Genomic DNA, 26,161 nt, shown 5'->3' on the forward strand with positions numbered 1-26,161 from the left:
GAGCCGGCTCCGTTCAACCGGCGGGAGGCGCCTGCGGCGCAGCGCTTGGCGCCGGGCCGCTGATACTGGCAATCGCAGCCTGGGCGGCGCCGAGCTTGCGGCGCTGTTCGCCATCTTCGCAACGTGCCAGCGCCTGGGTCAGCAGGGCCGAGGCCTCGGCGTCGCGGCCAAAGCGTTCGGCCAGCAGCAGTGCGGTCTCCAGTGCCCACTGCGGCGCCGCTTGCGCGCTGGGCCAGGCCTTGAGCATCGCCAGGTGCAGGTCCACGGCAAGCTGCTGCTGGCCGGTCATGGTCGCGCGTGCGGCCAGTTGGCTGGCCTGTTCGGCGGTGAGCGGGACGAAGTCGGGATCGGCCTGCAGCGCGTCGCGCAACAGGATCAGCGCGGGACGGTCCTGTTTTTCCAGCAGCAGCGCGTTGAGGTATTGGCGTGCATGATCCAGGCGCTCGGCGGTGCGTGGGCTGCTGGCCAGCAGGCGCTGGTACAGGGCGTGGACGTCCAGGCCGACCGCGCGCGAGCGCACTTCGCTGCGCAGGATCTCCAGCGCGGTGTCGGTGCGGCCTTCGCGGACATGCAGTTCGGCTTCGTCCAGTACGCGCTGGTCGGGTGCGTCGGCGTGGTGGTGCAGGTCGTTGTGCGCGTCAGGCTCGTAGCCCAGTTCCTCGTGGTACTGGTAGACCAGATAGCCCATGAAGTGGAAGGTGGCGAACAGGCCCCAGATGGTGATGGCGGCCAGCACCAGTTCGTCCAGGATGGGCGGCAACAGGCCTTTGGCCCAGCGGCTTGCGGTGATCATGCTGGCCTGCATCACGAACAGCACGCCGAAGGCAGCCAGGTAGGGCCAGCCGATCCGGGTGGCCAGCGCAATGGCCACGGCCGGATTGAGCGCGCGACGCAGGCTGCCATCCATCGCCAGCGAAATGACGAACCCTGGCTGCAACAGGACCACGGCGACCAGCACGATCATCCCGACGATCAGTCCGCCGGCACCGAAGGCCAGGACCACGATCACGACCAGTGCGATCATCATCGCGAACAGTCGCCACACCGTGCCGTCGCGCGAGTCCTGCAGGATTTCCGGTGCCTGCATCCGGCCATCGGCAGTGTGGCGCAGGATGTCGAAGGCATAGGCGTAGATCGCGCCCCAGGTCAGCAGCGAGAGCAGCCAGCCGATGCCCGGCACCATCCGGCTCAGGGTGCACAGCGTGAGGGTGACCAGCGTGATCAGCGCGGTGCCGCGCAATGGATAAAGCGGAAAGCTCCGCAGCTGGGTCCAGAACGGCTTTGGCGCGGCCGGAAGCCGCGCACTGCGCGAACGCTGGTGCATGCATCAATCCCTTGATTCCCCTGTGAAGCGCCGATTGTGTGGCTTGCCATTGCGTGGCGCAATTGCCATGCAATGGCAAGATCAGTGCGGCCGATCCGTGGCCATTGGGTGTCGCTGGACTCAGTGCGTGCGCTTGAAGGTATAGGTGCCGTCCTGGCTATGCAGTTCGTCGGCCGAGACCACATCGAACCGGACGTCCTGGGCAGCCTTGTCCTGCGGGTCCAACAGCAGCGCGCCGGGGCCGGCGGCCGACCAGGTGCCGGCGCTGCTGAGCTGCGCGCCACCGGCGTTCAAGGTCTGGGTGTAGCTGCCATCGGCTTCGATCATCAGCTTGGAGCCGTTGCCGTCGAACTCGCCGGCCAGGGCTTTGCTGTCGATCATTACGCCGGCCTTGTCGGTGACTTCGGCGGCGGGTGCCTGGTCGACTGCCGTGATGAAGTCATTGGCAGGCGCGGTCGTGGCCGCTGCATCGGCCTGCGCCGGCGTCGAAGCGGCCGGTGGCTCGGCGGGCTTGCAGGCGGCCAGCGCCAGTACGGCAGCGGCGGTGAGCAGGGACAGGCGAAGTGGCGTCATCGGGGGGATTCCTTGTGGCTTGCGTGCTTTCAACAATATTGCGGACGATCAGCGGCTCTTGCCGCCGAATAACCCGCCCAGCAGGCCGCGCAGGATCTGCCGGCCGACCTGGTTGCCGACGGTGCGCGCGGTCTGCTTGGCCATGGCTTCGACCAGGCCCTGGCGGCGGCCGGTGCCGAACATCACGTCCTTGACCGCCTTGCCGAAGCCGCTATTGGCGTCGGCGGACTTGGAGGCTGGGGTATCGGCTTTGGCCGGCGGGGCCTGGGCCTGTTCGGTGGCGGTGCCGGCGCGCTTGAGCAGCAGTTCGGCGGCCGATTCGCGGTTGATGGCGGTGTCGTACTTCACGCCGACCGGGCTGCCGGCGCGGACCTGGTTGCGTTCGGCCTCGTTGATCGCGCCCATCCGGCAGCGCGGTGGCGAGACCATGGTCTGCTGCACGGGCATGGGGATGCCCTTGTCCTGCAGCGTGGAGACCAGCGCTTCGCCGGTGCCCAGCGAAGACAGGGTGCTGGCCACGTCCAGTTTCGGGTTGGGGACGAAGGTCTCGGCCGCGGTCCTGACCGCCTTCTGGTCGCGCGGGGTGAAGGCGCGCAGCGCGTGCTGCAGGCGGTTGCCCAGCTGGCCCAGGATGTTGTCCGGCACGTCGTCGGGGAACTGCGAACAGAAGTACACGCCCACGCCCTTGGAGCGGATCAGGCGCACGACCTGCTCGATGCGCTGCTGCAACGCCGGTGGCGCATCGTCGAACAGCAGGTGCGCTTCGTCGAAGATGAAGACCAGCTTGGGTTTGTCCAGGTCGCCGACTTCGGGCAGGTTCTCGAACAGTTCCGACAGCAGCCACAGCAGGAAGGACGAATACAGGCGTGGCTTGAGCACCAGCTGGTCGGCGGCCAGGATCCCGATCACGCCGCGGCCGTCGGTGCCCACGCGCATCAGGTCGGCCAGTTCCAGCGCAGGTTCGCCGAAGAAGCGGTCGCCGCCGTCCTGGTCCAGGCGCAGCAGCGAACGCTGGATCGCGGCCACCGACTGGGCGCTGACCAGGCCGTACTGGGTGGAGACTTCCTTGCGTTCCTCCACGACCAGGCCGAGCAGGGCGCGCAGGTCGTCCAGGTCCAGCAGCAGCAGGCCGCGGTCGTCGGCCAGCTTGAACACGATGTCCAGCACGCCGGACTGGGTGTCGTTGAGTTCCAGGATGCGGCCCAGCAGGGTCGGGCCCATCTCGGTCACGGTGGTGCGTACCGGGTGACCCAGCTTGCCGTACAGGTCCCAGAAGATCACCGGCGATGCGGCCGGGGCGTAGTCGGCAATGCCGATCTCGGCCGCGCGGGTGGTGACCCGTTCGCTGCCGTCGCCAGCGACGGCCAGCCCGGCCACGTCGCCCTTCACGTCGGCCATGAACACCGGCACGCCCAACCGCGAGAAGCCTTCGGCCAGTGTCATCAGGGTCACGGTCTTGCCGGTGCCGGTGGCGCCGGCCACCAGGCCGTGGCGATTGCCGAACTTCGGCAGCAGGTTGACGGGGATGTCGTCGGTGACGCCTTTGCCCAGCAGGATCGGGTCCATGGAGGTTCTCGCGCGAAGTCGGGATTGATTCTAGGCGCAGTTGGGGTCGGGTGATGGCGCGCCAACGGGCCGGGCATTGATCCTGACCGGCAAGTGCGTCGGCGTGTGTCGTGGCCTTGCCGCTGCGCTGCGGCGGCGGCTACCCTGCCGATCCGTTTATGTCCGTGCATGCCTGATGCCTGTTCCGTTCCGTGCCTTGCCGTTGCTTGCCGCCCTTGTCCTGCTGTCGCTGGCCACGCCCGCCATGGCGTGGGTTTCCGCCAAGGACCGGGCTGCCGCCGATGCGCTGGCCCAGCAGATGCAGGTTGCCGAAAAGCGCTACACCAACGCGCTGGTGCTCACTTCCAACAGCGACCCCAAGGGCCAGGCCGAAAGCGATGCGGCGCTGGAGGACATGGAAGACGTGCTGGACGCCTGCGCCAAGCAGAAGGGGTGCCAGATGCACACCCTGCTGGCCACCTACAAGCGCCTGCTGAAGGAAAAGGTGGATGCCGAGTCCGACGCCGAAGGCGACGACCTGATGGGCGAGGACGATGGCAGCGACCCGCTGGACGACGGCAGCGACCACAGCGTGCCGGCCAGCTCGAACGTGCCCGATTCGGCACGCACCGCGCGCCTGCTGGACGACCATCGCCATCCCTTCGATTCGATGGTCGAGTACAACCCGGCCGTGCAGGCCGGCATCCGGCGCTGGCTGACCGACATGCGCGGCACGCTGATCGACAGCTACGAGAACTACCAGAACATGCGTCCGCAGATGCTGCCGGCCTGGCAGGCCACCGGCCTGCCCGAGGCGCTGCTGTTCGGGATCATGGCCAAGGAGTCCAACGGCCGGGTGCATGTCAGCTCGCGCGCCGGGGCCGCCGGCCTGTTGCAGTTCATGCCCGCCACCGGCAGCCGCTTCGGCCTGGGCCAGGATGGCACCGGCTTCGACACGCGCTTCGACCCGTACTCGGCCACTGAAGCCGCCGCGTCTTACATGAACGAGCGGATGGGTGAGCTGGGCCGCAATATCGAATTCGCCCTGGCCGCCTACAACGGTGGCGAAGGTCGCGCCGCGCGCATCTGGCGCGACCACCCGGGTTCGAGCTTCTGGGACGCAGACGTGTACAGGCAGTTCCCGGCCGAAACCCAGGACTACGTGCCGATGGTGATCGCCGCGGCCTGGCTGTACCTGCATCCCAAGCAGTACGGGCTGGAATTCCCGAAAGTCGACGCCACCCCGGCACCGCTGAAGCTGGCCCGCACCGCCTCGATCTATGAACTGACCATCTGCCTGGGCACCGGGCATACGCGCGAAGGCTTCATGCGCGCGCTGCGCAACCTCAATCCGCGCTACCAGGCCGAAACCTGGATCCCGGCCGGCACCGTGCTCAACGCCAACGCACACATGGTCAGCCTGTACAACCGCCAGTGCGTGAAAGGCCCGACCGCCGAGCTGGCCCATACCCTGGTCACGGCCACGGTCGATTCGGCCATCAAATACGACAGCCCCCGCAGCACGCACGTGGCGGTGGGGGATGTGAGTGGTGTGCCGGTGGGCGTGCCGACCACCGTGGCCACTGGTACGCCGAAGGCGGCCAGGCCCAAGGCCGCGCAGGTCCGCAGCTACAAAGTGGCCCGTGGCGACACGCTGGGCAAGATCGTCGGCAAGTTCCAGTGCCAGACCAAGGAGATCGCCAAGGCCAATGGCCTGCGCGCGCCGGCCTATGCGCTCAAGCCGGGGCAGAAGCTCAAGCTGGTCGGCTGCGACGGTTGATTCCGTCGCGCGGTTCGGCATGAGGCGCGCCTGCGGTGCACCTTTGGCGTGCAAAGGCATTGAAGAAGACAGGGGTGTGACGCGGGGCGTGGCTTTTCCTGAACGAATGCCTTGTTGCTGGCGGCGCCCCTGTCATCAGTCATGCAGGCAGGTGCGTTGACTGTCGTTAATCTTGACGGCTGTTGCCTGGGGGCGTGCCGTCCCCATCCGGAGAATCAGTGCATGTCGCGTAAATGGAAGATCGCCCTGGCGGTGGTCGTATTGGTGGTGGTCGTGGTGTTCGGACTGCGCGCATGCGGCAGGAAAGACCCGGCCGACCTGAAGCAGGGTGGCCAGGACAGCAACAAGCCGGTGCCGGTGACGGTCGAGGCGGTGACCAGCCAGGACGTGCCCGTGTACCGCAACGCGACCGGTACGGTCACTGCACTCAACACCGTGACCATCAATCCGCAGACCAGCGGACGCCTGATGAGCCTGGATTTCACCGAAGGCCAGCCGGTCAAGAAGGGCCAGGTGCTGGCCCGGATCGATCCGCGCGAGCTCCAGGCCAGCTATGACCAGGCCGCTGCTTCGAAAAAGCAGAACCAGGCCCAGCTGCAGACCGCACGCGATACCAATGCGCGCCTGACCGACCCGGCCTACGCGCCATACGTGGCCCGCACCGACATCGACACCCAGAAGAACCTGGTGGCCCAGTACCAGGCGGGCGTGGCCGCGGCCGATGCCGCCATGCAGGCGGCCAGCGTGCAGCTGCAGTACACCACCATCGTCTCGCCGCTGGACGGCATCGCCGGTATTCGCGGTGTGGACGTGGGCAACATCGTCAGCACCAGTTCGTCGATCGTCACCATCACCCAGGTCGAGCCGATCTATGCCTCCTTCAGCCTGCCGGCGCAGGACCTGGGCGCGGTGCGTGCGGCACAGGCACAGGGCAAGGCGTCCGTCGCGGCGCTGGACAGCACCGACCAGCACGTGATCGCCGGCGACGGCGTGCTGGACGTGGTCGACAACCAGATCAGCACCGATACCAACACCTTCGCACTGCGCGCGCGCTTCCCCAACGCCGACCACGTGCTGTGGCCGGGCCAGTTCGTCAACGTGCGCCTGCAGGTCGGCAACATCGGCGCTGGCCTGGTGGTTCCGACCCAGGCGGTGCAGCGCGGCCCGGACAGCGACTACGTGTACGTGGTCCAGGCCGACAGCACGGTCAAGATGCAGGACGTGACCACCAGCGTCGAGGTGGGCGACACCCACGTCGTGGTGACCAAGGGCCTGAAGGCCGGCGACCGCGTGGTCACCGAAGGCCAGTTCCGGCTCAAGCCCAATGCCAAGGTCGATGCGCTCAAGCCTGGCCAGGCCCCGCCGGAGCCGACCGCGGAAGAACTGCAGCAGGCCACGCACGGCCAGAAGGGTGGTCGTCGCGGTCCGCCGCGCTGATGCACGCCAGCCCGCGTCGCCTTCGTGGCGCGGGCAGGTCGCGTGATGCGACCGCCATGACGATCTGACAGGACGGACTTCCCTTGGGCTTCTCCAGCATTTTCATCCGCCGCCCCATCGCCACCACGCTGCTGATGATTGGCGTGACGCTGCTGGGCATCATGGGTTACCGCAGCCTGCCGGTCTCGGCGCTGCCGGAAATCGATTCGCCCAGCCTGGTGGTGACCACCCAGTATCCCGGCGCCAGCGCGGCGACCATGGCGGCGTTGGTGACCACGCCGCTGGAGCGCCAGCTGGGCCAGATCTCCGGCATGGAGATGATGACCTCCGATTCGTCGGCGGGCCTGTCCACGATCGTGCTGCAGTTCTCGATGGAGCGCGACATCGACGTCGCCTCGCAGGACGTGCAGTCGGCCATCCGCCAGGCCACGCTGCCCAGCGGCCTGCCGTACCAGCCCACCTACAACCGGGTGAACCCGGCCGACGCGGCCATCGTCACCCTGAAGCTGACCTCGGACACGCTGCCGCTGCGCGAGGTCAATCGCTACGCCGATTCGATCCTGGCCCAGCGCCTGTCGCAGGTGCCGGGCGTGGGCCTGGTGTCGATCGCCGGCAACGTGCGCCCCGCGGTGCGCATCCAGGTCAACCCGGCGATGCTGTCGAGCATGGGCCTGACCCTGGAAGACCTGCGCAGCGCGTTGACCGAGGCCAACGTCAACGCACCCAAGGGTTCGCTCAACGGCGCCACCCAGTCCTACAGCATCGGCACCAACGACCAGATCGAAGACGCCGCCGGCTACAACAGCACCATCATCAGTTACAAGAACGGCGCGCCGGTCCGCCTGGGCGATGTGGCCAAGGTGATCGATGGGGTCGAGAACGACCAGCTTTCGGCCTGGGCCGATGGCAAGCAGGCGGTGCTGCTGGAGATCCGCCGCCAGCCTGGCGCCAACATTGTCCAGACCGTCGCTGCGATCCGCGCGCTGCTGCCGCAGCTCAAGAGCGTGCTGCCGGCCGAAGTGCACCTGGATGTGTTCTCCGACCGCACCGAGACCATCCGTGCCTCGGTGCATGAGGTGCAGTTCACCCTGATCCTGACCATCGGCCTGGTGGTGGCGGTGATCTTCGTGTTCCTGCGCCGGCTGTGGGCCACGATCATTCCCTCCATCGCCGTGCCGCTGTCGCTGATGGGCACCTTCGGCGTGATGGCCTTCGCCGGCATGTCGCTGGACAACCTGTCGCTGATGGCGCTGGTGGTGGCGACCGGGTTCGTGGTCGACGACGCGATCGTGATGATCGAGAACATCGTCAGGTACATCGAACAGGGCAAGAGTGGGCCGGAAGCGGCCGAAGAGGGCGCCAAGCAGATTGGTTTCACCGTGCTGTCGCTGACCATCTCGCTGGTGGCGGTGTTCCTGCCGCTGCTGCTGATGCCGGGCGTGACCGGGCGGCTGTTCCATGAGTTCGCCTGGGTGCTGTCGATCGCGGTGATCATCTCGATGCTGGTGTCGCTGACCCTGACGCCGATGATGTGCGCCTACCTGCTCAAGCCGGACGAGCTGCCCGAGGGCGATGACGCCCACGAGCGCACCCATGCGGCCGGCAAGCAGAACCTGTGGTCGCGCACCGTCGGCTTGTATGAGCGCACCCTGGACTGGGTACTGGCACGCCAGGGCCTGACCCTGGTGGTGGCGCTGGCGGCGGTGGTGTTGACCGTCGTGCTGTACGTGGTGATTCCCAAGGGCCTGCTGCCCGAACAGGACACCGGCCTGATCACCGGCGTGGTCCAGGCCGACCAGACGGTGGCCTTCGAGCAGATGCAGTCGCGCACCCAGGCCGTGGCCGCGGCGCTGAAGCAGGACCCGGCGGTGACCGGCGTGGCGGCCTTCATCGGCACCGGCAGCATGAATCCCACGCTCAACCAGGGCCAGATCAGCATCGTGCTGAAGGCGCGCGGCGAACGCGAAGGCCTGGATGAGATCCTGCCGCGCCTGCAGAAGGCGGTGGCCGGGATTCCCGGCGTGGCGCTGTACCTCAAGCCGGTGCAGGACGTGACCCTGGACACGCGCGTGGCGGCGACCGAATACCAGTTCTCGCTGTCCGATGTCGACAGTGCCGAGCTGTCGTCGCAGGCCGAGCGTGTGACCCAGGCCCTGCGCCAGCGTCCTGAACTGTCGGACGTGGGCAACAACGCGGCCAACGCCGGCCGCGCGCTGATGATCGACATCAATCGCGATACCGCCAGCGCGCTGGGCGTGCCGATGCAGACCATCGACGACACCTTGTACGACGCCTATGGCCAGCGCCAGATCTCGACCATCTTCACCTCGCTCAACCAGTACCGCGTGGTGCTGGAAGTGGCGCCGGAATTCCGCACCCGCGATGCGCTGATGAACAAGCTGGCCGTGGCCAGCAACGGCAGCGGTGCGCTGACCGGCAGCAACGCGACCACGCTGGGCCAGGTGACCTCAAGCAATTCGTCCACCGCCACCGGCATCGGCAACGCCAACACGGGCATCACCGTGGGCACCGCCGGCGGGATCCCGCTGTCGGCGCTGGCGACCACGCGCATCGGTACCACGCCGCTGGTCATCAGCCACCAGCAGCAGCTGCCGGCCGTGACCATCTCGTTCAACGTAACCTCGGGCTATTCGCTGTCGCAGGCGGTGGCCGCGATCAACGAGGTCCGCGAAGACCTCAACCTGCCCGACACCGTGCGGACCGAATTCATCGGCAAGGCCGCCGAGTATTCGTCCAGCCAGTCCGACGTGGTCTGGCTGCTGCTGGCCGCGGTGGTGGTGATCTACATCGTGCTGGGCGTGCTGTACGAAAGCTACATCCATCCCTTCACCATCATCTCGACCCTGCCGCCGGCTGGCGTCGGCGCGCTGCTGGCGCTGATGCTGTGCGGGATGAGCCTGTCGGTGGACGGCATCGTCGGCATCGTGCTGCTGATCGGCATCGTCAAGAAGAACGCGATCATGATGATCGACTTCGCCATCGACGCGCGCCGTGAAGGCATGAGCGCGCACGATGCGATCCGCCGCGCCTGCCTGCTGCGCTTCCGCCCGATCATGATGACCACCGCCGCCGCGTTGCTGGGCGCGCTGCCGCTGGCGCTGGGTGATGGCATCGGCTCGGAACTGCGCAAGCCGCTGGGCGTGTCCATCGTCGGTGGCCTGCTGCTGTCGCAGCTGGTGACGCTGTACACCACGCCGGTGATCTACCTGTACATGGAGCGGTTCTCGCAGCGCGTGCAGGACTGGCGCGACCGCCGTGCCGCGCGCCATGGCAGTGCCGCGCCGTCGCCGGAGGCCGGCTGACGGTCGCCGCCAGGCACCGTCGCCGCGAGTCCACGCCATGACCCGTCGAGTCAGTCTCTCCAACGTCTTCATCCGCCGGCCCATCGGCACCTCGCTGCTGGCCGTGGGTCTGTTCGTCATCGGCGCGATGTGCTACCTGCGCCTGGGCGTGGCGGCGCTGCCGTCGTTGAGCATTCCGGTGATCTTCGTCCAGGCCAGCCAGTCCGGCGCCGACGCCAGCACCATGGCCTCGACCGTGACCGCGCCGCTGGAGCGTCGCCTGGGCCAGGTGCCGGGCATCGAGTCGATGCGCTCCAACAGTTCCGAAGGCCGCTCGATGGTCTTCCTGAGCTTCGATTCCAGCCGCAACGTGGACTCCGCGGCACAGGACGTGGCCGCCGCACTCAGTGCCGCCAGCGCCGACCTGCCGTCGGGAATGGCCACGCCCAACTACCAGAAGGCCAACCCCAACGACGATCCGCTGATCGCGATGGCGCTGACCTCCGATACCCAGTCGGCGGCCGACCTGTACAACCTGGCCGATTCATTGCTGGCCCAGCGCCTGCGCCAGGTCACCGGCGTGGCTTCGGTCGACATCGCCGGTGCGTCCACGCCAGCGGTACGCGTGGACGTGAACCTGCGCGCGCTCAATGCCATGGGCCTGTCGCCCGACGACCTGCGCAACGCGATGCGTGCGGCCAACGTGGTCTCGCCGACCGGCTTCCTGGCCGACGGCAAGACGACCATGGCGGTGATCGTCAACGACTCGGTGCGCAAGGCGGCCGACTTCGCCAACCTGGCCATCTCCAGCCAGAACGGCGTGACTGTGCGCCTGAAAGACGTGGCCAACGTCTACGACGGCCAGCAGGATGCCTACCAGGCCGCATGGTTCAACAAGAAGCCCGCGGTGGTGATGTACACCTTCATCCGCAGTGGCGCCAACGTGGTCGAGACCGTCGACCGCATCCGCGCCCAGCTGCCGCTGCTGGAGGAATACCTGCCGCCGGGCACCAAGCTGACCCCGTACTACGACCGCACCCCGACCATCCGAGCCTCGTTGCACGAAGTCGAGATCACCCTGTTGATCAGCCTGGCGATGGTGGTGCTGGTGATGGCGCTGTTCCTGCGCCGGCTGGCGCCGACCCTGATCGCCACGGTCACCGTGCCGCTGTCGCTGGCCGGTGCGGCGGTGGTGATGTACACGCTGGGCTACACGCTCAACAACCTGAGCCTGCTGGCGCTGGTGATTGCGATTGGTTTCGTGGTCGACGATGCGATCGTGGTGATCGAAAACATCATGCGCCACCTGGATGAGGGCATGTCGCGCATGGAGGCGGCGAAGGCTGGCGCGCGCGAGATCGGCTTCACCATCGTCTCGATCACCGCTTCGTTGATCGCGGTGTTCATCCCGATCCTGTTCGCCACCGGCATGATCGGTGCGTTCTTCCGCGAGTTCACGATGACCCTGATCGCGGCCATCGCGGTCTCGGCGATCGTCTCCCTGACCCTGACCCCTACGCTGTGCAGCCGGTTCCTGTCAGCGCACGAGGAAGTGGCCGCGACCTCGCGGCTGGGCCGCTGGATCGACGGCGGCCATGCCTTGATGCTGCGCGTCTACACCGCGTGCCTGGATTTCAGCCTGCGCCATGCGCTGTTGCTGTCGCTGACGCCGTTGATCCTGATCGGCCTGACGATCTTCCTGTTCGGCAAGGTCAAGTCCGGCAGCTTCCCGCCGCAGGACACCGGCCTGATCTGGGGCCGCGCGCAGTCCAGCGCCACGGTGTCCTTCGCCGATATGAAAAAGCGCCAGGAGCGCATCACCGACATGCTGCTGGCCGACCCGGCGGTGAAGGTGGTGGGTGTGAGGCTGGGCTCGAGCCGGCAGGGCTCCAGTGCCTCGTTCAACATCGAACTGAAGCCGCATGCGGATGGTCGGCGCGAGAGCACCAGCGACGTGGTGGCCCGCCTGAGCACCAAGGCCGACAAATACCCGGACCTGCAATTGCGCCTGCGAGCGGTGCAGGACCTGCCCAGCGACGGCGGCGGTGGCACCAACCAGGGCGCCCAGTACGAAAAATCGCTGCAGAGCAACAACCTGGAGGAACTCGAGTACTGGCTGCCCAAGGTGGTGACCGAACTGAAGAAGAATCCAAAATTCAAGGACGTGGCCAGCGATGTGGAAGAGGGCGGCCTGCGCCAGAACATCGTGATCGACCGGGAAAAGGCCGCGCGCCTGGGCATCTCCATCGGCAGTATCGACGGCGCGTTGTATGGCGCCTTCGGCCAGCGGTCGGTGTCCACCATCTATTCCGAGCTCAACCAGTACTCGGTGGTGGTCAATGCGTTGCCCAACCAGACCGCCACGCCGGCGCAGCTGGACACGGTGAAGTTGAAGACCACCAGTGGCGACATGGTGCCGCTGAGTGCCATCGCCAGGCAGGTTGACGGCCTGGCGCCCTCGCAGATCACCCATCTGAACCAGTACACGGTGATGGACCTGAGCTACAACCTGGCGCCCGGGGTGAGCACGGGCGAGGCCGATGCCATCTTCAAGTCGGTGGTCGAAGGCATGCGCATGCCGGGCGACATCAAGATCGCCGAGGACTCCGGTTGGGGCGCGCAGCTCAACCCGACCTCGATGCTGCTGCTGGTGCTGGCGGCGATCCTGACCGTCTACATCGTGCTGGGCATGTTGTACGAAAACCTCGTGCATCCGGTGACCATCCTGTCCACGCTGCCGGCCGCAGGCGTGGGCGCGCTGCTGGCGCTGGTGGTGACCAATACCGAGCTGTCGGTGATCTCGATGATCGCGCTGGTGCTGCTGATCGGCATCGTCAAGAAGAACGCGATCATGATGATCGACTTCGCCCTGGTGGCACAGCGCGAGCACGGCCTGTCGCCGCTGGAGGCCGCGCGCGAGGCATCGATCGTGCGCTTCCGTCCGATCATGATGACCACCATGGTCGCGTTGCTGGCCGCGTTGCCGATTGCCATCGGCCTGGGCGAGGGCTCCGAATTGCGGCGTCCGCTGGGCATCGCGATGATCGGCGGCCTGCTGTTCTCGCAGAGCCTGACCCTGCTCAGCACGCCGGCGTTGTACGTGATCTTCTCCTGCCTGCAGCAGCACTGGCGCAGCTGGCGCGCGCGTCGTCGCGAGAAGAAGCTCGCGCGCCGCCGTACGCAGGCGACATCGGCTGGCTGATCGCAGGCCGGTGTCGCTGTAGCTCGACGTCGTCGCGGCCACGCGCGATGTCCGGGCCGGTGAATGCCGTGGCCTGGTGCGCCAGGATCGCGGCCGGGCCGTGCGCGCGGCATTCAAGAATCTGCAATGCGCCGCGTGCAGACTCGGTGGCACAGGGGCGGTTCGTCATCCATGGAGTCCGCAATGAACGCCATCGTCAATGCCCGGCTGCCGCGGCTGTTCATCGATATCGAGGTCGAGCGCGACTACTGGCAGGACTGGTACCACAACCTGCCGGGTGCGACCGTGGCGCGCGGCTTTGCCGCTTACTGGCCGGTGATCGGCGCGGTCTACGACATCTACATCAATCATCCTGGCTGGGATTCGGACCGCGCCCAGGCGCGCTACGCGCTGTGCGCGGCGGTGCAGTTGCAGAACCTGAGCGATCGCGAAGCCAGCGAGGTGTTCTCGCAGGTCTGGGGCCGGATCAGCGGCGAACGGCTGGGCCGCGCCGCGCTGGAGCGGGTGGCGCGGCCGTACGCGGCGTAGTGATGCCCGCAGCCAGCCTGGCGCTCGCGACCAGCCTGTAGAGCGGAGCTTGCTCCGCTGGGGCTTTCCTCGTGACCCGGACGGAGAGCAGCGCAGCAAGCTGCGCTCTACATGGGTGCTGCGATGACCTGAACGGGGAGCAGCGGAGCAAGCTCCGCTCTACAAGGGCGTTGGAGAAGAGCAGCGCAGCAAGCTACGCGCTACAGGGCGCTGCCTCGCGCGGCGCTACGTCAACCGTGCCAGTGGCTGGCCCAGGCGCACCGGGGTTTCCGGGCCCAGGTTTGATGCCAGGCTGGCGACGCCCGGCGGCAGCAGCACGATCACGGTGGAGCCGTAGTTGAAGCGTGCCATTTCGCCGAAGCGCTCCAGCACGATGCCCTGGCCGCGGTAGTCCTTGCGGGTGATGCGGGTGCCGTATTCAGGGATCTCGACGCCGCTCCAGACCGTTTCCACGCCCGAGACCAGCATCGCGCCGACCATCACGCAGGCCATCGGCCCGAAGTCGGTGTCGAAATGGCACACCAGCCGCTCGTTGCGCGCGAACAGGCCCTGCACGTTGGCCACTGCATCGGTGCCCACGCTGAAGAGGCGGCCCGGCACGTGCACGGTTTCGCGCAGCGTGCCGGACCAGGGCATGTGCACGCGGTGGTAGTCGCGCGGCGACAGGTACACCGTGGCGTAGCTGCCGTGTTCGAACGGCGCGGCGTCGGCTTCGCTGCCCAGCAGCGCGCCGGCGGTAAAGTGTTTGCCCTTGGCCTGGAAGATGCGGCCCGATTCGATCGACCCGCATTGACTGATGTGGCCATCGGCCGGCATCAGCAGGCTGCGCGGGTCCGGGTCGGGCATGCGCGCGCCGGGCTTCAGGGCGCGGGTGAAGAACGCATTGAAGGTCGGGTAGGCGGTCGGGTCGGGTTGTGCCGCCTCGGCCAGGTTCACGTTGAACTTGGCCACGACCGTGTCGATGATCCGCTGCTTGATCGCCGGATTGTCCGAGTAGGCCAGCCTGCGTGCGAGTGAGGACAGCAGCCGGTGCGGCAAGGCGTAGGTGAGCGTGGTGACCAGGCTCACTTGGTCATCGCCTGGGTGAGTTTCAGCAGGTCGCTGCCGATCAGTTCGGGCTGGAATGGCGGCTGGATGATGCCGGCCATGCGGCCCTGTGGGTCGAGCACGACGATCTGTGCGGAATGGTCCATGGAATAGTCCTGGGGGTTCTCTTTGAAGTGCTCACCGGGCGCCTTGACGAACACCAGGCTCAGCGACTTGGCGAACTGCTCAAGCGCCGGGATGTCGGCCGTGGCGGCGAGCGTGTCGGGATGGAAAGCGTGCGCATATTCGCCGACCTTGGCCGGCGTGTCGCGCTCGGGATCGATCGAAACGAACAGCACGCGCGGGCGCAGGGTGTCTGACAGGCCGGCCCACTGCTTCTGCGCCTGGGCCAGCTGGGCCAGGGTGGTGGGGCACACGTCCGGGCAATAGGTGAAGCCCAGGAACACCAGCGTCCAGTGGCCGCGCAGTTCGCCCTGGGTCAGCTGGGTGCCATCGGACTGGCGCAGCGAAAACTCCGGCAACGGCCGTGGCGTGGGCAACAAGGTCACCGTCTGGGTCGCCGGCCACTGCGTGTGGCCGGTCCTGGAGGGTCCCAGCAGCTTGTTGGCCGCCAGCACGCCCAGGACGGCGGCGATTGCAATCAACAGTGCGACACCGAGGGTGCGTTTGGGCATTTTTCCGTTTCCAGTGCAACGAAGGACCATGATACCGGGCCGTCCCTTTATAATCGGCGGCCGTCTTCTTCCGTTGTCGTCCATGCCTGCCGACGCAGCCAACGCCCTGCACACCATCATCGACCTGATCCGTTACGGCGCCAGCCGGTTCAACGCGGCCGGGTTGACCTTCGGCCACAGCCACGACAACGCGCTGGATGAAGCTACCGCGCTGGTCCTGCACACGCTGCACCTGCCGCCGGACATCGGTCCGGCCTACGGCCAGGCGCGCCTGGTGCCGGAAGAAAAAGAAGCGATCCTGGCGTTGATCGAGCGCCGCGTGGCCGAGCGCGTGCCGGTCGCCTACCTGACCGGCGAGGCCTGGTTCGCCGGCCTGAGCTTCAAGAGTGACAGTCGCGCCCTGGTGCCGCGCTCGCCGATCGCCGAGCTGATCGAGTCCGGCTTCGAGCCGTGGCTGGCCGGCCGCGACGTGCATCGCGCGCTGGACCTGTGCACCGGTTCGGGCTGCATCGCCATCGCCATGGGCCACTACAACCCGGACTGGCAGGTCGACGGTGCCGACATCAGCGACGATGCGCTGGCGCTGGCACGCGAGAACAAGGCGCGCCTGCTCGCCGACAACGTCGAACTGGTCAAGTCCGACCTGTTCAACGGGCTGGCTGGCCGCCATTACGACCTGATCGTCACCAACCCGCCGTACGTCACCAACGACGAGACCGACGCGCTGCCGCAGGAATATTCCTACGAGCCGGAGCTGGGCCTGCGCGCGGGCGACGACGGCCTGGACCTGGTCCTGAAGATCCTGCGCGACGCGCCGATCCACCTGCACGAGGACGGCCTGCTGATCTGCGAAGTGGGCGAGTCCGAACAGCACCTGATCAAGCTGCTGCCGGAAGTGGATTTCGCCTGGGTCGAGTTCAAGGTCGGCCAGATGGGCATCTTCGCGGTCGAATGCCGCGAGTTGATCGCCCACAGCGCACGCATCACCGAGCTGGCAGCGCAACGTCCATGAGTTCCAACAGCTTCGGCAAGCTGCTGACCGTCACCACCTTCGGCGAGTCCCATGGGCCGGCGATCGGTTGCGTGGTCGATGGCTGTCCGCCGGGGCTGGAACTGGACGCGGCCGAATTCGCCCACGACCTGCAGCGCCGCGCGACCGGCAAGAGCCGGCATACCTCGGCGCGGCGCGAGGCTGACGAAATCGAGATCCTGTCCGGCGTCTATGAAGGCCGCACGACCGGGACGCCGATCGGTCTGCTGATCCGCAACACCGACCAGCGCAGCAAGGACTACACCAATATCGCCGCGCAGTTCCGTCCGGGACATGCCGACTACAGCTACTGGCAGAAGTACGGCATCCGCGATCCGCGCGGCGGCGGGCGTTCGTCCGCACGCGAGACGACGATGCGCGTGGCCGCTGGCGTGATCGCCAAGAAGTGGCTTCTGCAGCGTTACGGCGTGACGGTGCGCGGCTTCCTGTCGCAGCTGGGCGAGATCAAGCCGCAGGGCTTCGACTGGAGCGTGGTCGAGGACAACCCGTTCTTCTGGCCGCATGCCGAACAGGTACCGGCGCTGGAGGAGTACATGGATGCGCTGCGCAAGTCCGGTGATTCGGTCGGTGCGCGCGTGGACGTGGTCGCCGAGGGCGTGCCGCCGGGCTGGGGCGAGCCGATCTACGGCAAGCTCGATGGCGACCTGGCCGCCGCGCTGATGAGCATCAATGCGGTCAAGGGCGTGGAAATCGGCGACGGCTTTGCCAGTGCGATGCAGAAGGGCACCGAACACCGCGACCTGATCACGCCCGACGGCTTCCTGAGCAACCACGCCGGTGGCATTCTCGGTGGTATCTCCACTGGCCAGGCGGTCACCGCGTCGATCGTGCTCAAGCCCACCTCCAGCCTGCGCCTGCCAGGTGCCACGGTCGACGTGGACGGCAAGGTCGTCGATGTCATCACCACCGGCCGCCACGATCCGTGCGTCGGCATCCGTGCCACGCCGATCGCCGAGGCGATGGTCGCGCTGGTGCTGATGGACCAGGCGTTGCGCCACCGCGCGCAGTGCGGCGACGTGGGTGAAGTTTCCCCGCGGATTCCTGGGTGAGCGGGGACGCGCCATGCGCGGCATGCCGCGCAGTCCACGCGAACGCCTGGCCAGGGATGGCCGGGCCGGTGCCGCCGGTGTGCGAATGTCGTGGCAGGGATGGCAGCGTGGAGGCCCGTGATGTCGGCTAAGCCCCGCGTCTGGGTCAGCCAGCCGTTGTTCGACGACATCGTCGAACAGCTGGCTGAGCATTTCGAACTGAGTTGCGAAACGCAGGTGCGCAGCTATTCCTCCGATGAACTGGCCGAGCACCTGTCGCCGCTGGACGGCGCGCTGGTCACGCTCAACGAGCGCATCAGTGCGGCCGAGATCGCCAGCGCCCGCAACCTGCGTGCTGTCGCCAATGTCGGCGTGGGCTACAACAACCTGGACCTGGGCGCGCTGAGCGCGGCCGGGGTCGTCGCCACCAACACGCCTGACGTGTTGACCGAAACCACGGCCGACCTGGGCTTCGCCCTGCTGATGGCCACCGCGCGTCGCATCACCGAGGCCGAAGCCTTCCTGCGCGACGGCCAGTGGGGCGCCTGGTCGTTCACCACGCTGCTGGGCGCGGACCTGCACGGCAGCACCCTGGGCATCCTGGGCATGGGCCGGATCGGCCAGGCCATCGCCCGGCGCGCGCGCGGCTTCGGCATGCGCGTGGTCTACCACAACCGCTCGCAGCTCAAGCCGGAGGTGGAAGCCGAAGTCGGTGCGTCCTACGTCGGCTTCGATGAACTGCTCGCCTCGTCCGACCACCTGGTGCTGGTGCTGCCGTATACGCCGGCCTCGCTTCATCTGATCAATGCCGAGGCGCTGGCGAAGATGAAGCCGAGCGCCACGCTGGTGAACATCGCCCGCGGCGGCATCATCGACGAACTCGCCCTGGCCGATGCGCTGGCCAACGGCCGCCTGGCCGGTGCCGGCCTGGATGTCTTCGAAGGCGAACCCAAGGTGCGCCCGGAGCTGCTGGCCCTGAAGAACGTGGTGCTGACCCCGCACATCGGCAGCGCCAGTCTGGCGACGCGCCGGGCCATGGTCCAGCTGGCCGTGGACAACCTGATCGCCGCGATGGGCATCGGCCCCAATGCCGGCAATCCGCCCAGTCTGCTCAACGTCGACGCGATCAAAACCGCCAACACCGGCGGTACGACCGTGGGCGATAAAAAAACCACCGCGACCAAACGATAGGGAGCCTTCCGCACGCACACCACCCGCGAAAGGTTCCCCGAACCCAAGCCCCGTGTGCCGCGCGTTTTTCCTGATCCAACCTCTTTCGAAGAAGACACTCCCATGAGCAACAACGCATCCCGCAAGTTCAACGTCGCCGTCGTGGGCGCCACCGGCGCCGTCGGCGAAACCATGCTTTCGATCCTGGCCGAGCGTGATTTTCCGGTCGGCACGCTGTCGGTGCTCGCTTCCGAGCGCTCGGCCGGCGGCGAGATCGACTACCGCGGCGGCAAGGTCGTCGTGCAGGACCTGGCCACCTTCGACCCGACCGGCGTGGACATCGCGCTGTTCTCGGCCGGCGGCGGCATCTCCAAGGAATACGGTCCCAAGTTCGCTGCCGCTGGCGCGGTGGTGATCGACAACTCCTCGGCCTTCCGTTACGACGATGACGTGCCGCTGGTGGTGTCCGAAGTGAATCCGGAAGCGGCAAAGAACCGCCCGCGCGGGATCATCGCCAACCCCAACTGCTCGACCATGCAGATGCTGGTGGCGCTGGCGCCGCTGCATCGCGAGTACGGCATCGAGCGCATCAACGTGGCGACCTACCAGTCGGTGTCCGGCGGTGGCCGTTCGGCGCTGGAAGAGCTGGGCAAGCAGACCGCGCAGCTGCTGGCGTTCCAGGAGATCGATCCGCAGCGATTCCCGGTGCAGATCGCCTTCAACCTGATCCCGCACATCGACGACTTCCTGGACAACGGCTTCACCAAGGAAGAAATGAAGCTGGTCTGGGAAACCCGCAAGATCCTGGGCGACGACAGCATCATGGTGAACCCGACCGCCGTGCGCGTGCCGGTGTTCTACGGCCATTCCGAAGCCGTCGCCATCGAAACGAAGAAGAAGGTCACCCCCGAGGCCGCGCGCGAGCTGCTGTCGCGTTCGCCTGGCGTGGAAGTGGTGGACGAGCGCGTCGCCGGTGGGTATCCGACCCCGGTCACCCATGCCTCGGGCAACGACGCGGTGTACGTCGGCCGCATCCGCGAGGACATCTCGCATCCGCGCGGCCTGAACCTGTGGATCGTCTCGGACAACATCCGCAAGGGCGCGGCGCTGAACGCCGTGCAGCTGGCCGAATTGGTTGCCGCTGGCGGCTGAGGCTATAGTCGCGGCGGGAAATCGCAGGGGATGTCGTTGAGACAGGCTTTCTTCAAGCCCGCCACGCGGGTCGTGCTGGCATCGGTGTTGCTGCTGCTCAGCAACGCCGCGCTGGCCTTGGGGCTGGGCGAGATCCGGGTGAAATCGCAGCCCGGGCAGCCGCTGCTGGCTGAAATTCCCGTCATCTCCAGCGAGCCGGGCGAACTGGAACAGCTGCGTGCGCAGCTGGCTTCGCCGGTGATCTTCGAGCGCGTCGGCCTGCAACGGCCGACCGGGCTGGTGAGCCAGTTGGATTTTGCCGTGGCCCTGTCCGACGACGGCAAGCCGGTGATCCGGGTGACCAGCCAGACTCCGGTGGACACGCCGGCGGTGAACTTCCTGATCGAAGTCGACTGGGGCCAGGGTCGCCTGGTGCGCGAGTATTCGGCCCTGGTCGGTGCGCCCGGCGCGCTGGCCGCTGCCGAAGCGCCGCAGATCCAGGCGCCCGATCCGACGCCTTCCAACCGCATCGATCGCAGTGCCGCGCCGGTGGTGGCGGTTCCGCTGGCTGCGCAGCCTGGCCAGGATGCTCCGGTCGAGCGTCCCGCGTCTTCCATTCCGGTCACGCCGGTAGCGCCGGTTGCGCGCCAGCCGGCGGCTGCGTCAGCAATGCCCGCGGCGGACACGATCACCGTCCAGCAGGGCCAGTCGCTGTCGCAGATCGCGCGTGGTATGCAGCAGGGCGGCACCTTGAACCAGACGATGATCGCGCTGCTGCGCTCCAATCCGGACGCGTTCATCGGCAACAACATCAACCGCCTGCGCGCCGGCGCGGTGTTGCGCGTGCCGCAAGGGTCCGAAGCGGCCACGCTTGGGGCGTCCGAAGCCGCTGCCATGGTCCGCCAGCAGGTGGCCGAATGGCGCCAGGCGCGCCGGCCGGTGCCGCAGCCGGCCGATGCAACCCCGGCCGCGCAGCCGGTCCCGCTCGCCACGACCGCTCCGGCAGTGGTGGGCGCACGTCTGGAAATCGCACCGCCGGCGGCCGATGCCGTGCAGCGGGCAGGAACGACATCCGGCACCAATGCCGGGGGCGAGGGCGACATGCTGGCAAACGAACAACTGCGTCAGACCAGGGAAGACCTGGCCGCGCGCAGCGCCGAGGTCCAGGAGCTGAAGGCCCAGGTCGCCGAGCTCGAAAAGCTCAAGGCCCAGCAGGCCCAGCTGATCACCATGAAGGACAGCGACCTGGCCGCCGCGCAGAAGCGGCTGGGCGAAGGGCAGGGGGGCGCTGGCGTTCCTGCCTGGCTGTGGATCGGCCTGGTGCTGCTGATCGCGGGCCTGCTGGCCTGGGCGCTGCTGCGCCGCCAGCGGGACCAGCGCCCGGCGCCGCGCTACAGGGGCACCCTGGCGAAGCCGCCGGTGGTCGACGTGGACGACCTCGCTTCCGTGGCCGAAGCCGAAGCGCCGCGCTACACCCCGATCTACGTCTCCGGTGAGTACAGGCCAGGCGTCATCGAATCGCCGGCCAGCACCAGCACCCCGGCCTGGATGAGTGCTACCGCCAAGCCCACCTGGCACACCGTCGATGACCCGCGGGCTGCAGTCGCGAAAGTCGCGCCGAGCGTGATTCCCGTCGCGGCGGTGCCCACGGCCACGCCCGCACCGGAGGAGGCGGACGTGCCGTTCATTGCACCGTCGGCCGGAGGACGTGAGCGCCTGGAGCTGGCCATCGCCTATCTGGATCTGGGCGATATCGAAGCGGCCCGTTCGCTGCTGCAGCAGGTCGCTGCCGGTGGCGACGCGCAGGCCCGTGACGAAGCCACCCGACTGCTGCGCGAGCTCGGCTGACGCCGCGCCGCGCATCTCAGGTCTTCCGCATGCGTTACGCGCTGGGCGTCGAGTACGACGGCAGTGAATTCCAGGGCTGGCAACGGTTGGAGAAGGCCGGTGCGCCGGTCCATACGCCCAGCGTGCAGTCCGCGTTGGAGGCGGCGCTGTCCACCGTGGCCAATGCACCGATCGACACCATCTGCGCGGGGCGCACCGATGCCGGCGTGCATGGCCAATGCCAGGTGGTGCATTTCGACAGCGATGCACCGCGCACGCCGCGTGGCTGGACCCTGGGTGCCACCGCCAACCTGCCGCCGGCGATCTGCGTGCGCTGGTGCCAGCCGGTGGCCGAGGATTTCAATGCGCGCTTTTCGGCGCGCGCGCGCCGCTATCGTTACGTCCTGTTGAATCATCCGGTGCGTCCGGCGCTGGGCCGGCAGCTGCTGTCCTGGGAGCGCCTGCCGCTGGATGCTGATGCCATGCATCGTGCGGCCCAGCAGCTGTTGGGTGAAAACGACTTTTCCGCGTTCCGCACCGTGCACTGCCAGGCGCGCCATCCCATGCGCGAGTTGCAGTCGATCCGCATCACCCGCCAGGGCGACCGGGTCACCGTGGAAGTGCAGGCCAATGCGTTCCTGCACCACATGGTCCGCAACATCGTCGGCTCGCTGCTGATGGTGGGGCGCGGTGAAAAGCCGGAAGGCTGGATCGCCCAGCTGCTGGCCGGCCGCGACCGCACCGTCGCCGGTCCTACCGCGCCGCCGCAGGGGCTGGTGTTCGTCGGTCCGCTGTATCCGGCGCAGTGGGGGCTGCCGGCCGAGGTCACGCTGGGCGCTTGAAGCGCCGCTTCGAAGTCGCCACCTCCTGATCGTCTTAGACTGATCGCACGGATCCCAGGTGCTGCCTACCATGCATACCCGCATCAAACTCTGCGGCATGACCCGCCCCCAGGACGTGCGCCTGGCGGTGGAGCTGGGCGTGGACTACATCGGCCTGATCTTCGCGCGCAGCCCGCGTCAGCTCGGCATCGAGCAGGCCATCGCGTTGCGGTCGTTGATCCCCGACAGCATCGGCGCGGTCGCGCTGGTGATGGATCAATCCGCTGACGCGGTCGCCGCCATCGCCGCGCAGGTCCAGCCGGATCTGCTCCAGTTCCATGGCAACGAAGACGACGCCTTCTGCGCGGGTTTCGGCCTGCCGTTCCTGAAGGCGCTGCCGATGGGCGGCGCACTGCAGGCCGAGGCTGCGATGGCCGGATTCCCGTCGGCCTGGGGCTTCATCCTGGACAGCCATGTTCCCGGCGGTGCCGGCGGTAGCGGCAAGTCGTTCGACTGGGCGCGTTATCCGCACGATGCCGCCAGGCCCTGCATGCTGGCCGGTGGCCTGACTGCGGAAACCGTTGGCGCCGCGATCACAGCGGCCCGTCCATGGGGCGTCGATGTGTCCAGCGGCATCGAATCGGCACCCGGCCACAAGGACCATCAAGCCATGCGCCGGTTCGTTGCTGCCGTACGCGCGGCTGAGGCGTCACCGAAGGCTGGTGCTGTTGTCTGACGGCGGGAAAATTGCCTGAATAGGTCACATGGCTTCCATCCCGGCGCCGCATGCTGGAATAATCTGGTCATACGTGCCGCGCCATGGAGGCGCACCGGTGAAAGCCGTAGGGGAAGCACGCAGGAACTGCGAAGGCTGTGGCCGGGTGCAGGCATGGAGAGCCAAGGGGAATGCTGGAGTTTCTGTCCGTTGCACTGAGCTGGCCCACGCTGCCTTACAGCATCGTGCTGGGGTTTTCGGTGGCCTACTGGCTGCTGGCCGCGACCGGCATCGTGGACGCCGATGGTTTGCACGGCGGCGATCTCCACTATGGCGATTTCCACCACGGTGGCGACGATGCGATCCACGGCATCTCGGGCATGTTCGCGCGACTGGGGCTGGGCGGTGCGCCGGTCATGCTGGTCGTGGCGCTGGTGGCTTTCTTCGGTTGGACCATCACCTATTTCGGCCATCTGCTGTTCCTGCAGCAGGTGGCTGCGCCCGTGCGCTGGGGACTCGGTACGGTGCTGGCGCTGGTGGCGCTGGTGCCCGGTGTTGCGGTCAGCGCGTTCGTGCTGCGGCCGATCCGGCGCCTGCTGTTGAAGCTGCGACCGGTTGAGCAGGCCTCGATCCTTGGTCGCCCCGGTGTCGTTGTCTCGCCGGTCGTCGATGCCCAGGCTGGCCGGGCCACCGTCGACGATGGCGGCGCCGGCCTGATCCTGCAGGTGCGCACCGTGCCTGGAACATCCCTGGTCCGTGGTGAGCGCCTCGTGCTGGTCGACTACGACGCCGCCAACAATCTCTACCTCGTCATCCGCGAACAGGACGCGTTGCTGCCTGCAACGTCCGGTTCGCGTTTTTTGCCCTAAGGAGAAGTGCCCGATGAGTTTTGCAGCCCTTGCGCCGTTCGTGATCGGAGTCGGCATCCTGCTGGTCCTGCTGCTGGGGGTTGCCGGCCTGTTCAAGGCCTTCTACCGCAAGGTCGACCAGGGCGTGGCGTTGATCGTCAACGACATGAGCGCCACGCCGAAGGTGCACTTCACCGGCGCGCTGATCATCCCTGTGCTGTATCGCGCCGAGCAGATGCAGATCAGCCTGATCACCCTGCAGGTGGACCGACGCGGCAAGGAAGGCCTGATCTGCCGCGACAACATGCGCGCCGACATCGCCGTGGCTTTCTACCTGCGCGTCAACGAAACCCAGGCCGACGTGCTGCGCGTGGCCAAGGCCATCGGCGCCGATCGTGCCTCGGACAAGGATGCCGTGGACGAGTTGTTCAATGCCAAGTTCTCCGAAGCGCTGAAGACGGTCGGCAAGAAGTTCGACTTCACCGAGTTGTTCGAGAAGCGCCAGGAATTCCGCGACGAGATCGTGGCGGTGATCGGCAACGACCTCAATGGCTACGCGCTGGAAGACGTGGCCATCGACTACCTGGAGCAGACGCCCAAGTCGGTGCTGGACCCGAACAACATCCTGGACGCCGAAGGCATCCGCAAGATCACCCAGCTCACCGCCGCGCAGAACGTGGTGACCAACGAGCTGGAGCAGAATGCCAAGCTGGCCATCACCAAGAAGAACGTCGAGGCCCGGGAAGCCATGCTGGCGCTGGAACGCCAGCAGGCCGAGGCTGAAGCCCGACAGAAGCGCGAAGTGGACACCATCCGCGCACGCGAGGAAGCCGAAACGCTCAAGGTGCAGGAAGAGCAGCGCCAGCTGTCAGAGAACGCACGCATCGAAGCGCAGGAGCTGATCGACATCCGCGAGCAGAATCGCCTGCGCGAAGTCGAAGTGGCCGAGCAGAACCGCCAGCGTGCGGTCGCCATCGAGGCCGAGCGCGTGGCCCGCGCCAAGGCGCTGGAGCAGGTCACCACCGACCGTGAAGTGCAGCTGCAGGGCGTGGAGCGCGACAAAGTCGTCGAGAACGGCAAGATGGACGTGGCCAACATCACCCGCGAACGCATCGCCATCGACAAGACCGTGGCCCAGGAAGAAGAGCGCATCAAGGAAGTGCGCGAGGTGTCCGAGGCCGACCGCCAGAAGCAGATCACCATCCTGGATGCCGAAGCCAAGGCCCAGGAAGCCATGGTCCGCCAGGTCAAGGATGCACAGGCCCGCGAGACCTCGGCCAAGCACCGTGCGGTCGAACTGACCACGCTGGCCCAGGCCGAGTTCGAAGCCGCAGGCCGCCAGGCCGAAGCCAAGAAGGTGCTGGCCGAAGGCGTGCGTGCAGAAAAGGCGGCGCCCGGCCTGGCCGATGCGCAGGTCAAAGAAGCCTCGGCGCTGGCGATCGAGAAGGTCGGCGTGGCCGAAGCCCGCGTGATCGAGGCCAAGGCCGACGCCAGCCTCAAACAGGGCAGCAACGACGCCCGCGTGCTGGCCGAAACCCTGCAGGCCAAGGCCCAGGGCGAGGAGCAGATGGGCAAGGCCAAGGCCAGTGCGGCCGAGTCGATCGGCCTGGCCGAAGCGATCGTCGTGGAGAAGAAGCTGTTCGCCGAGGCGCAGGGCCTGACCCAGAAGTTCGAGGCCATCGGTTCGCTCAGCGACACCGCGCGTGGCCATGAGGAGTTCCGGATGATGCTGGACACCAGCCTGACCCAGGCGCTGGCCTCGATCGAAGCGGGCAAGGAAGTGTCCAAGGAGAACGCCGAGGTCATCGCCACCGCGTTGCGCAATGCCGACATCGATCTGGTCGGCGGCGACGGTGGCATGTTCGACAACCTCATCAAGGCGGTCTCGCTGGGCAAGTCCATCGAAGGACTGGCCGACAAGAGCCCGATCGTGCAGGACCTGATGCAGCGCTACCTGGGCGTGAATCGCAGCGAAGCCAAGCCGCGCCAACTCACCGACGGCGCCGCCAACGGTGCGGCAACGGGAGCGTCGCGGCTGGAGGCCGGCGAGGTCTGAGTTCGTCGATGGCCCTGCGTGCGACCTCACGCAGGGCCTGATCCCTTGCAGCCCCGGCCGCGCTCGGGGCTGCGGGTCCGCCAGCCGGAAGGAAGTGCTGCA

The 26,161-nt window shown here is 67.2% G+C and carries 19 protein-coding genes; 14 read left to right on the forward strand and 5 right to left on the reverse strand.

Translation table 11 applies throughout. From position 1 onward, the window contains the following. Positions 1-13 precede the first annotated feature (13 nt). The 3 genes from O8I58_RS00465 to O8I58_RS00475 all read right to left on the reverse strand — a co-directional run bounded on the left by O8I58_RS00465 (position 14) and on the right by O8I58_RS00475 (position 3,463). Entirely contained in the window at positions 14-1,324 is a 1,311-nt protein-coding gene (locus O8I58_RS00465; RefSeq protein ID WP_298319760.1) for a DUF4013 domain-containing protein, read from the reverse strand. A gap of 120 nt (positions 1,325-1,444) precedes the next feature. Beyond that, the gene (locus O8I58_RS00470) at positions 1,445-1,897 is read right to left on the reverse strand and encodes a hypothetical protein (protein WP_298319762.1); all 453 of its coding nucleotides are present in this window, start codon (positions 1,895-1,897) and stop codon (positions 1,445-1,447) included. 48 nt (positions 1,898-1,945) lie between these two features. Then, on the reverse strand, positions 1,946-3,463 hold the full coding sequence (locus O8I58_RS00475) for a helicase HerA-like domain-containing protein (protein ID WP_298319764.1): 1,518 nt from the start codon (positions 3,461-3,463) through the stop codon (positions 1,946-1,948). 175 nt (positions 3,464-3,638) lie between these two features. On the opposite strand from O8I58_RS00475, the gene O8I58_RS00480 reads away from it, so the two are divergent. The 5 genes from O8I58_RS00480 to O8I58_RS00500 all read left to right on the forward strand — a co-directional run bounded on the left by O8I58_RS00480 (position 3,639) and on the right by O8I58_RS00500 (position 13,691). After that, positions 3,639-5,222 carry a transglycosylase SLT domain-containing protein gene (locus O8I58_RS00480; RefSeq protein ID WP_298319766.1) on the forward strand — a complete coding sequence of 528 codons (1,584 nt, stop codon included), beginning with the start codon at positions 3,639-3,641 and terminating at the stop codon, positions 5,220-5,222. Between the two features lie 222 nt (positions 5,223-5,444). Next, on the forward strand, positions 5,445-6,659 hold the full coding sequence (locus tag O8I58_RS00485) for an efflux RND transporter periplasmic adaptor subunit (RefSeq protein ID WP_298319768.1): 1,215 nt from the start codon (positions 5,445-5,447) through the stop codon (positions 6,657-6,659). An 83-nt stretch (positions 6,660-6,742) separates the two neighbouring features. Beyond that, on the forward strand, positions 6,743-9,982 hold the full coding sequence (locus O8I58_RS00490; protein ID WP_298319771.1) for an efflux RND transporter permease subunit: 3,240 nt from the start codon (positions 6,743-6,745) through the stop codon (positions 9,980-9,982). A 37-nt stretch (positions 9,983-10,019) separates the two neighbouring features. Next, on the forward strand, positions 10,020-13,163 hold the full coding sequence (locus O8I58_RS00495) for an efflux RND transporter permease subunit (protein WP_298319773.1): 3,144 nt from the start codon (positions 10,020-10,022) through the stop codon (positions 13,161-13,163). 183 nt (positions 13,164-13,346) lie between these two features. Then, a complete protein-coding gene (locus O8I58_RS00500; protein WP_298319775.1) occupies positions 13,347-13,691 on the forward strand; it encodes a hypothetical protein in 345 nt (114 codons plus the stop codon). 225 nt (positions 13,692-13,916) lie between these two features. Here O8I58_RS00500 and asd read toward each other — a convergent pair whose 3' ends face one another. Continuing rightward, the gene (asd, locus tag O8I58_RS00505; RefSeq protein WP_298319777.1) at positions 13,917-14,759 is read right to left on the reverse strand and encodes an archaetidylserine decarboxylase; all 843 of its coding nucleotides are present in this window, start codon (positions 14,757-14,759) and stop codon (positions 13,917-13,919) included. After that, entirely contained in the window at positions 14,756-15,412 is a 657-nt protein-coding gene (locus O8I58_RS00510) for an SCO family protein (protein WP_298319779.1), read from the reverse strand. Before O8I58_RS00510 ends, asd begins: the two co-directional genes overlap by 4 nt. Positions 15,413-15,494: 82 nt before the next feature. On the opposite strand from O8I58_RS00510, the gene prmB reads away from it, so the two are divergent. From prmB to O8I58_RS00555, 9 genes are all read left to right on the forward strand, one after another. Next, positions 15,495-16,424 carry a 50S ribosomal protein L3 N(5)-glutamine methyltransferase gene (gene prmB, locus O8I58_RS00515; protein ID WP_298319781.1) on the forward strand — a complete coding sequence of 310 codons (930 nt, stop codon included), beginning with the start codon at positions 15,495-15,497 and terminating at the stop codon, positions 16,422-16,424. Next, positions 16,421-17,512: a chorismate synthase gene (gene aroC, locus O8I58_RS00520; protein WP_298319782.1), complete on the forward strand. Its 1,092-nt coding sequence runs from the start codon at positions 16,421-16,423 to the stop codon at positions 17,510-17,512. The genes prmB and aroC overlap by 4 nt, the downstream gene beginning before the upstream one ends. Before the next feature lie 120 nt (positions 17,513-17,632). Beyond that, entirely contained in the window at positions 17,633-18,682 is a 1,050-nt protein-coding gene (locus O8I58_RS00525) for a 2-hydroxyacid dehydrogenase (RefSeq protein WP_298319784.1), read from the forward strand. A 102-nt stretch (positions 18,683-18,784) separates the two neighbouring features. Further along, positions 18,785-19,813 (forward strand): aspartate-semialdehyde dehydrogenase, encoded by a 1,029-nt coding sequence (locus tag O8I58_RS00530; RefSeq protein WP_298319785.1) that lies wholly within the window; start codon positions 18,785-18,787, stop codon positions 19,811-19,813. Between the two features lie 30 nt (positions 19,814-19,843). Further along, complete coding sequence (locus tag O8I58_RS00535; protein ID WP_298319787.1) at positions 19,844-21,640, forward strand: type IV pilus assembly protein FimV; 1,797 nt, start codon at positions 19,844-19,846, stop codon at positions 21,638-21,640. 29 nt (positions 21,641-21,669) lie between these two features. Next, on the forward strand, positions 21,670-22,461 hold the full coding sequence (truA, locus tag O8I58_RS00540; RefSeq protein ID WP_298319789.1) for a tRNA pseudouridine(38-40) synthase TruA: 792 nt from the start codon (positions 21,670-21,672) through the stop codon (positions 22,459-22,461). 70 nt (positions 22,462-22,531) lie between these two features. After that, positions 22,532-23,176 carry a phosphoribosylanthranilate isomerase gene (locus tag O8I58_RS00545; protein ID WP_298319790.1) on the forward strand — a complete coding sequence of 215 codons (645 nt, stop codon included), beginning with the start codon at positions 22,532-22,534 and terminating at the stop codon, positions 23,174-23,176. 170 nt (positions 23,177-23,346) lie between these two features. Beyond that, positions 23,347-24,024: a hypothetical protein gene (locus O8I58_RS00550; protein WP_298319792.1), complete on the forward strand. Its 678-nt coding sequence runs from the start codon at positions 23,347-23,349 to the stop codon at positions 24,022-24,024. A gap of 13 nt (positions 24,025-24,037) precedes the next feature. Next, entirely contained in the window at positions 24,038-26,059 is a 2,022-nt protein-coding gene (locus O8I58_RS00555; protein WP_298319794.1) for a flotillin family protein, read from the forward strand. Positions 26,060-26,161: the final 102 nt, after the last annotated feature.

The sequence above is a fragment of the Pseudoxanthomonas sp. genome, assembly GCF_027498035.1.
Lineage (GTDB): Bacteria > Pseudomonadota > Gammaproteobacteria > Xanthomonadales > Xanthomonadaceae > Pseudoxanthomonas_A.

Excerpts from the sequence above, each read along its gene's own strand:
- O8I58_RS00550 (WP_298319792.1), top strand. The coding sequence starts at position 23,347 with ATGCTGGAGTTTCTGTCCGTTGCACTGAGCTGGCCCACGCTGCCTTAC.
- prmB (WP_298319781.1), top strand. The coding sequence starts at position 15,495 with ATGCCTGCCGACGCAGCCAACGCCCTGCACACCATCATCGACCTGATC.
- aroC (WP_298319782.1), top strand. The coding sequence starts at position 16,421 with ATGAGTTCCAACAGCTTCGGCAAGCTGCTGACCGTCACCACCTTCGGC.
- O8I58_RS00530 (WP_298319785.1), top strand. The coding sequence starts at position 18,785 with ATGAGCAACAACGCATCCCGCAAGTTCAACGTCGCCGTCGTGGGCGCC.
- O8I58_RS00525 (WP_298319784.1), top strand. The coding sequence starts at position 17,633 with ATGTCGGCTAAGCCCCGCGTCTGGGTCAGCCAGCCGTTGTTCGACGAC.
- O8I58_RS00465 (WP_298319760.1), bottom strand. The coding sequence starts at position 1,324 with ATGCACCAGCGTTCGCGCAGTGCGCGGCTTCCGGCCGCGCCAAAGCCG.
- O8I58_RS00510 (WP_298319779.1), bottom strand. The coding sequence starts at position 15,412 with ATGCCCAAACGCACCCTCGGTGTCGCACTGTTGATTGCAATCGCCGCC.
- O8I58_RS00535 (WP_298319787.1), top strand. The coding sequence starts at position 19,844 with ATGTCGTTGAGACAGGCTTTCTTCAAGCCCGCCACGCGGGTCGTGCTG.
- O8I58_RS00495 (WP_298319773.1), top strand. The coding sequence starts at position 10,020 with ATGACCCGTCGAGTCAGTCTCTCCAACGTCTTCATCCGCCGGCCCATC.
- O8I58_RS00480 (WP_298319766.1), top strand. The coding sequence starts at position 3,639 with ATGCCTGTTCCGTTCCGTGCCTTGCCGTTGCTTGCCGCCCTTGTCCTG.
- O8I58_RS00545 (WP_298319790.1), top strand. The coding sequence starts at position 22,532 with ATGCATACCCGCATCAAACTCTGCGGCATGACCCGCCCCCAGGACGTG.
- truA (WP_298319789.1), top strand. The coding sequence starts at position 21,670 with ATGCGTTACGCGCTGGGCGTCGAGTACGACGGCAGTGAATTCCAGGGC.
- O8I58_RS00555 (WP_298319794.1), top strand. The coding sequence starts at position 24,038 with ATGAGTTTTGCAGCCCTTGCGCCGTTCGTGATCGGAGTCGGCATCCTG.
- O8I58_RS00485 (WP_298319768.1), top strand. The coding sequence starts at position 5,445 with ATGTCGCGTAAATGGAAGATCGCCCTGGCGGTGGTCGTATTGGTGGTG.
- O8I58_RS00500 (WP_298319775.1), top strand. The coding sequence starts at position 13,347 with ATGAACGCCATCGTCAATGCCCGGCTGCCGCGGCTGTTCATCGATATC.
- O8I58_RS00470 (WP_298319762.1), bottom strand. The coding sequence starts at position 1,897 with ATGACGCCACTTCGCCTGTCCCTGCTCACCGCCGCTGCCGTACTGGCG.
- O8I58_RS00475 (WP_298319764.1), bottom strand. The coding sequence starts at position 3,463 with ATGGACCCGATCCTGCTGGGCAAAGGCGTCACCGACGACATCCCCGTC.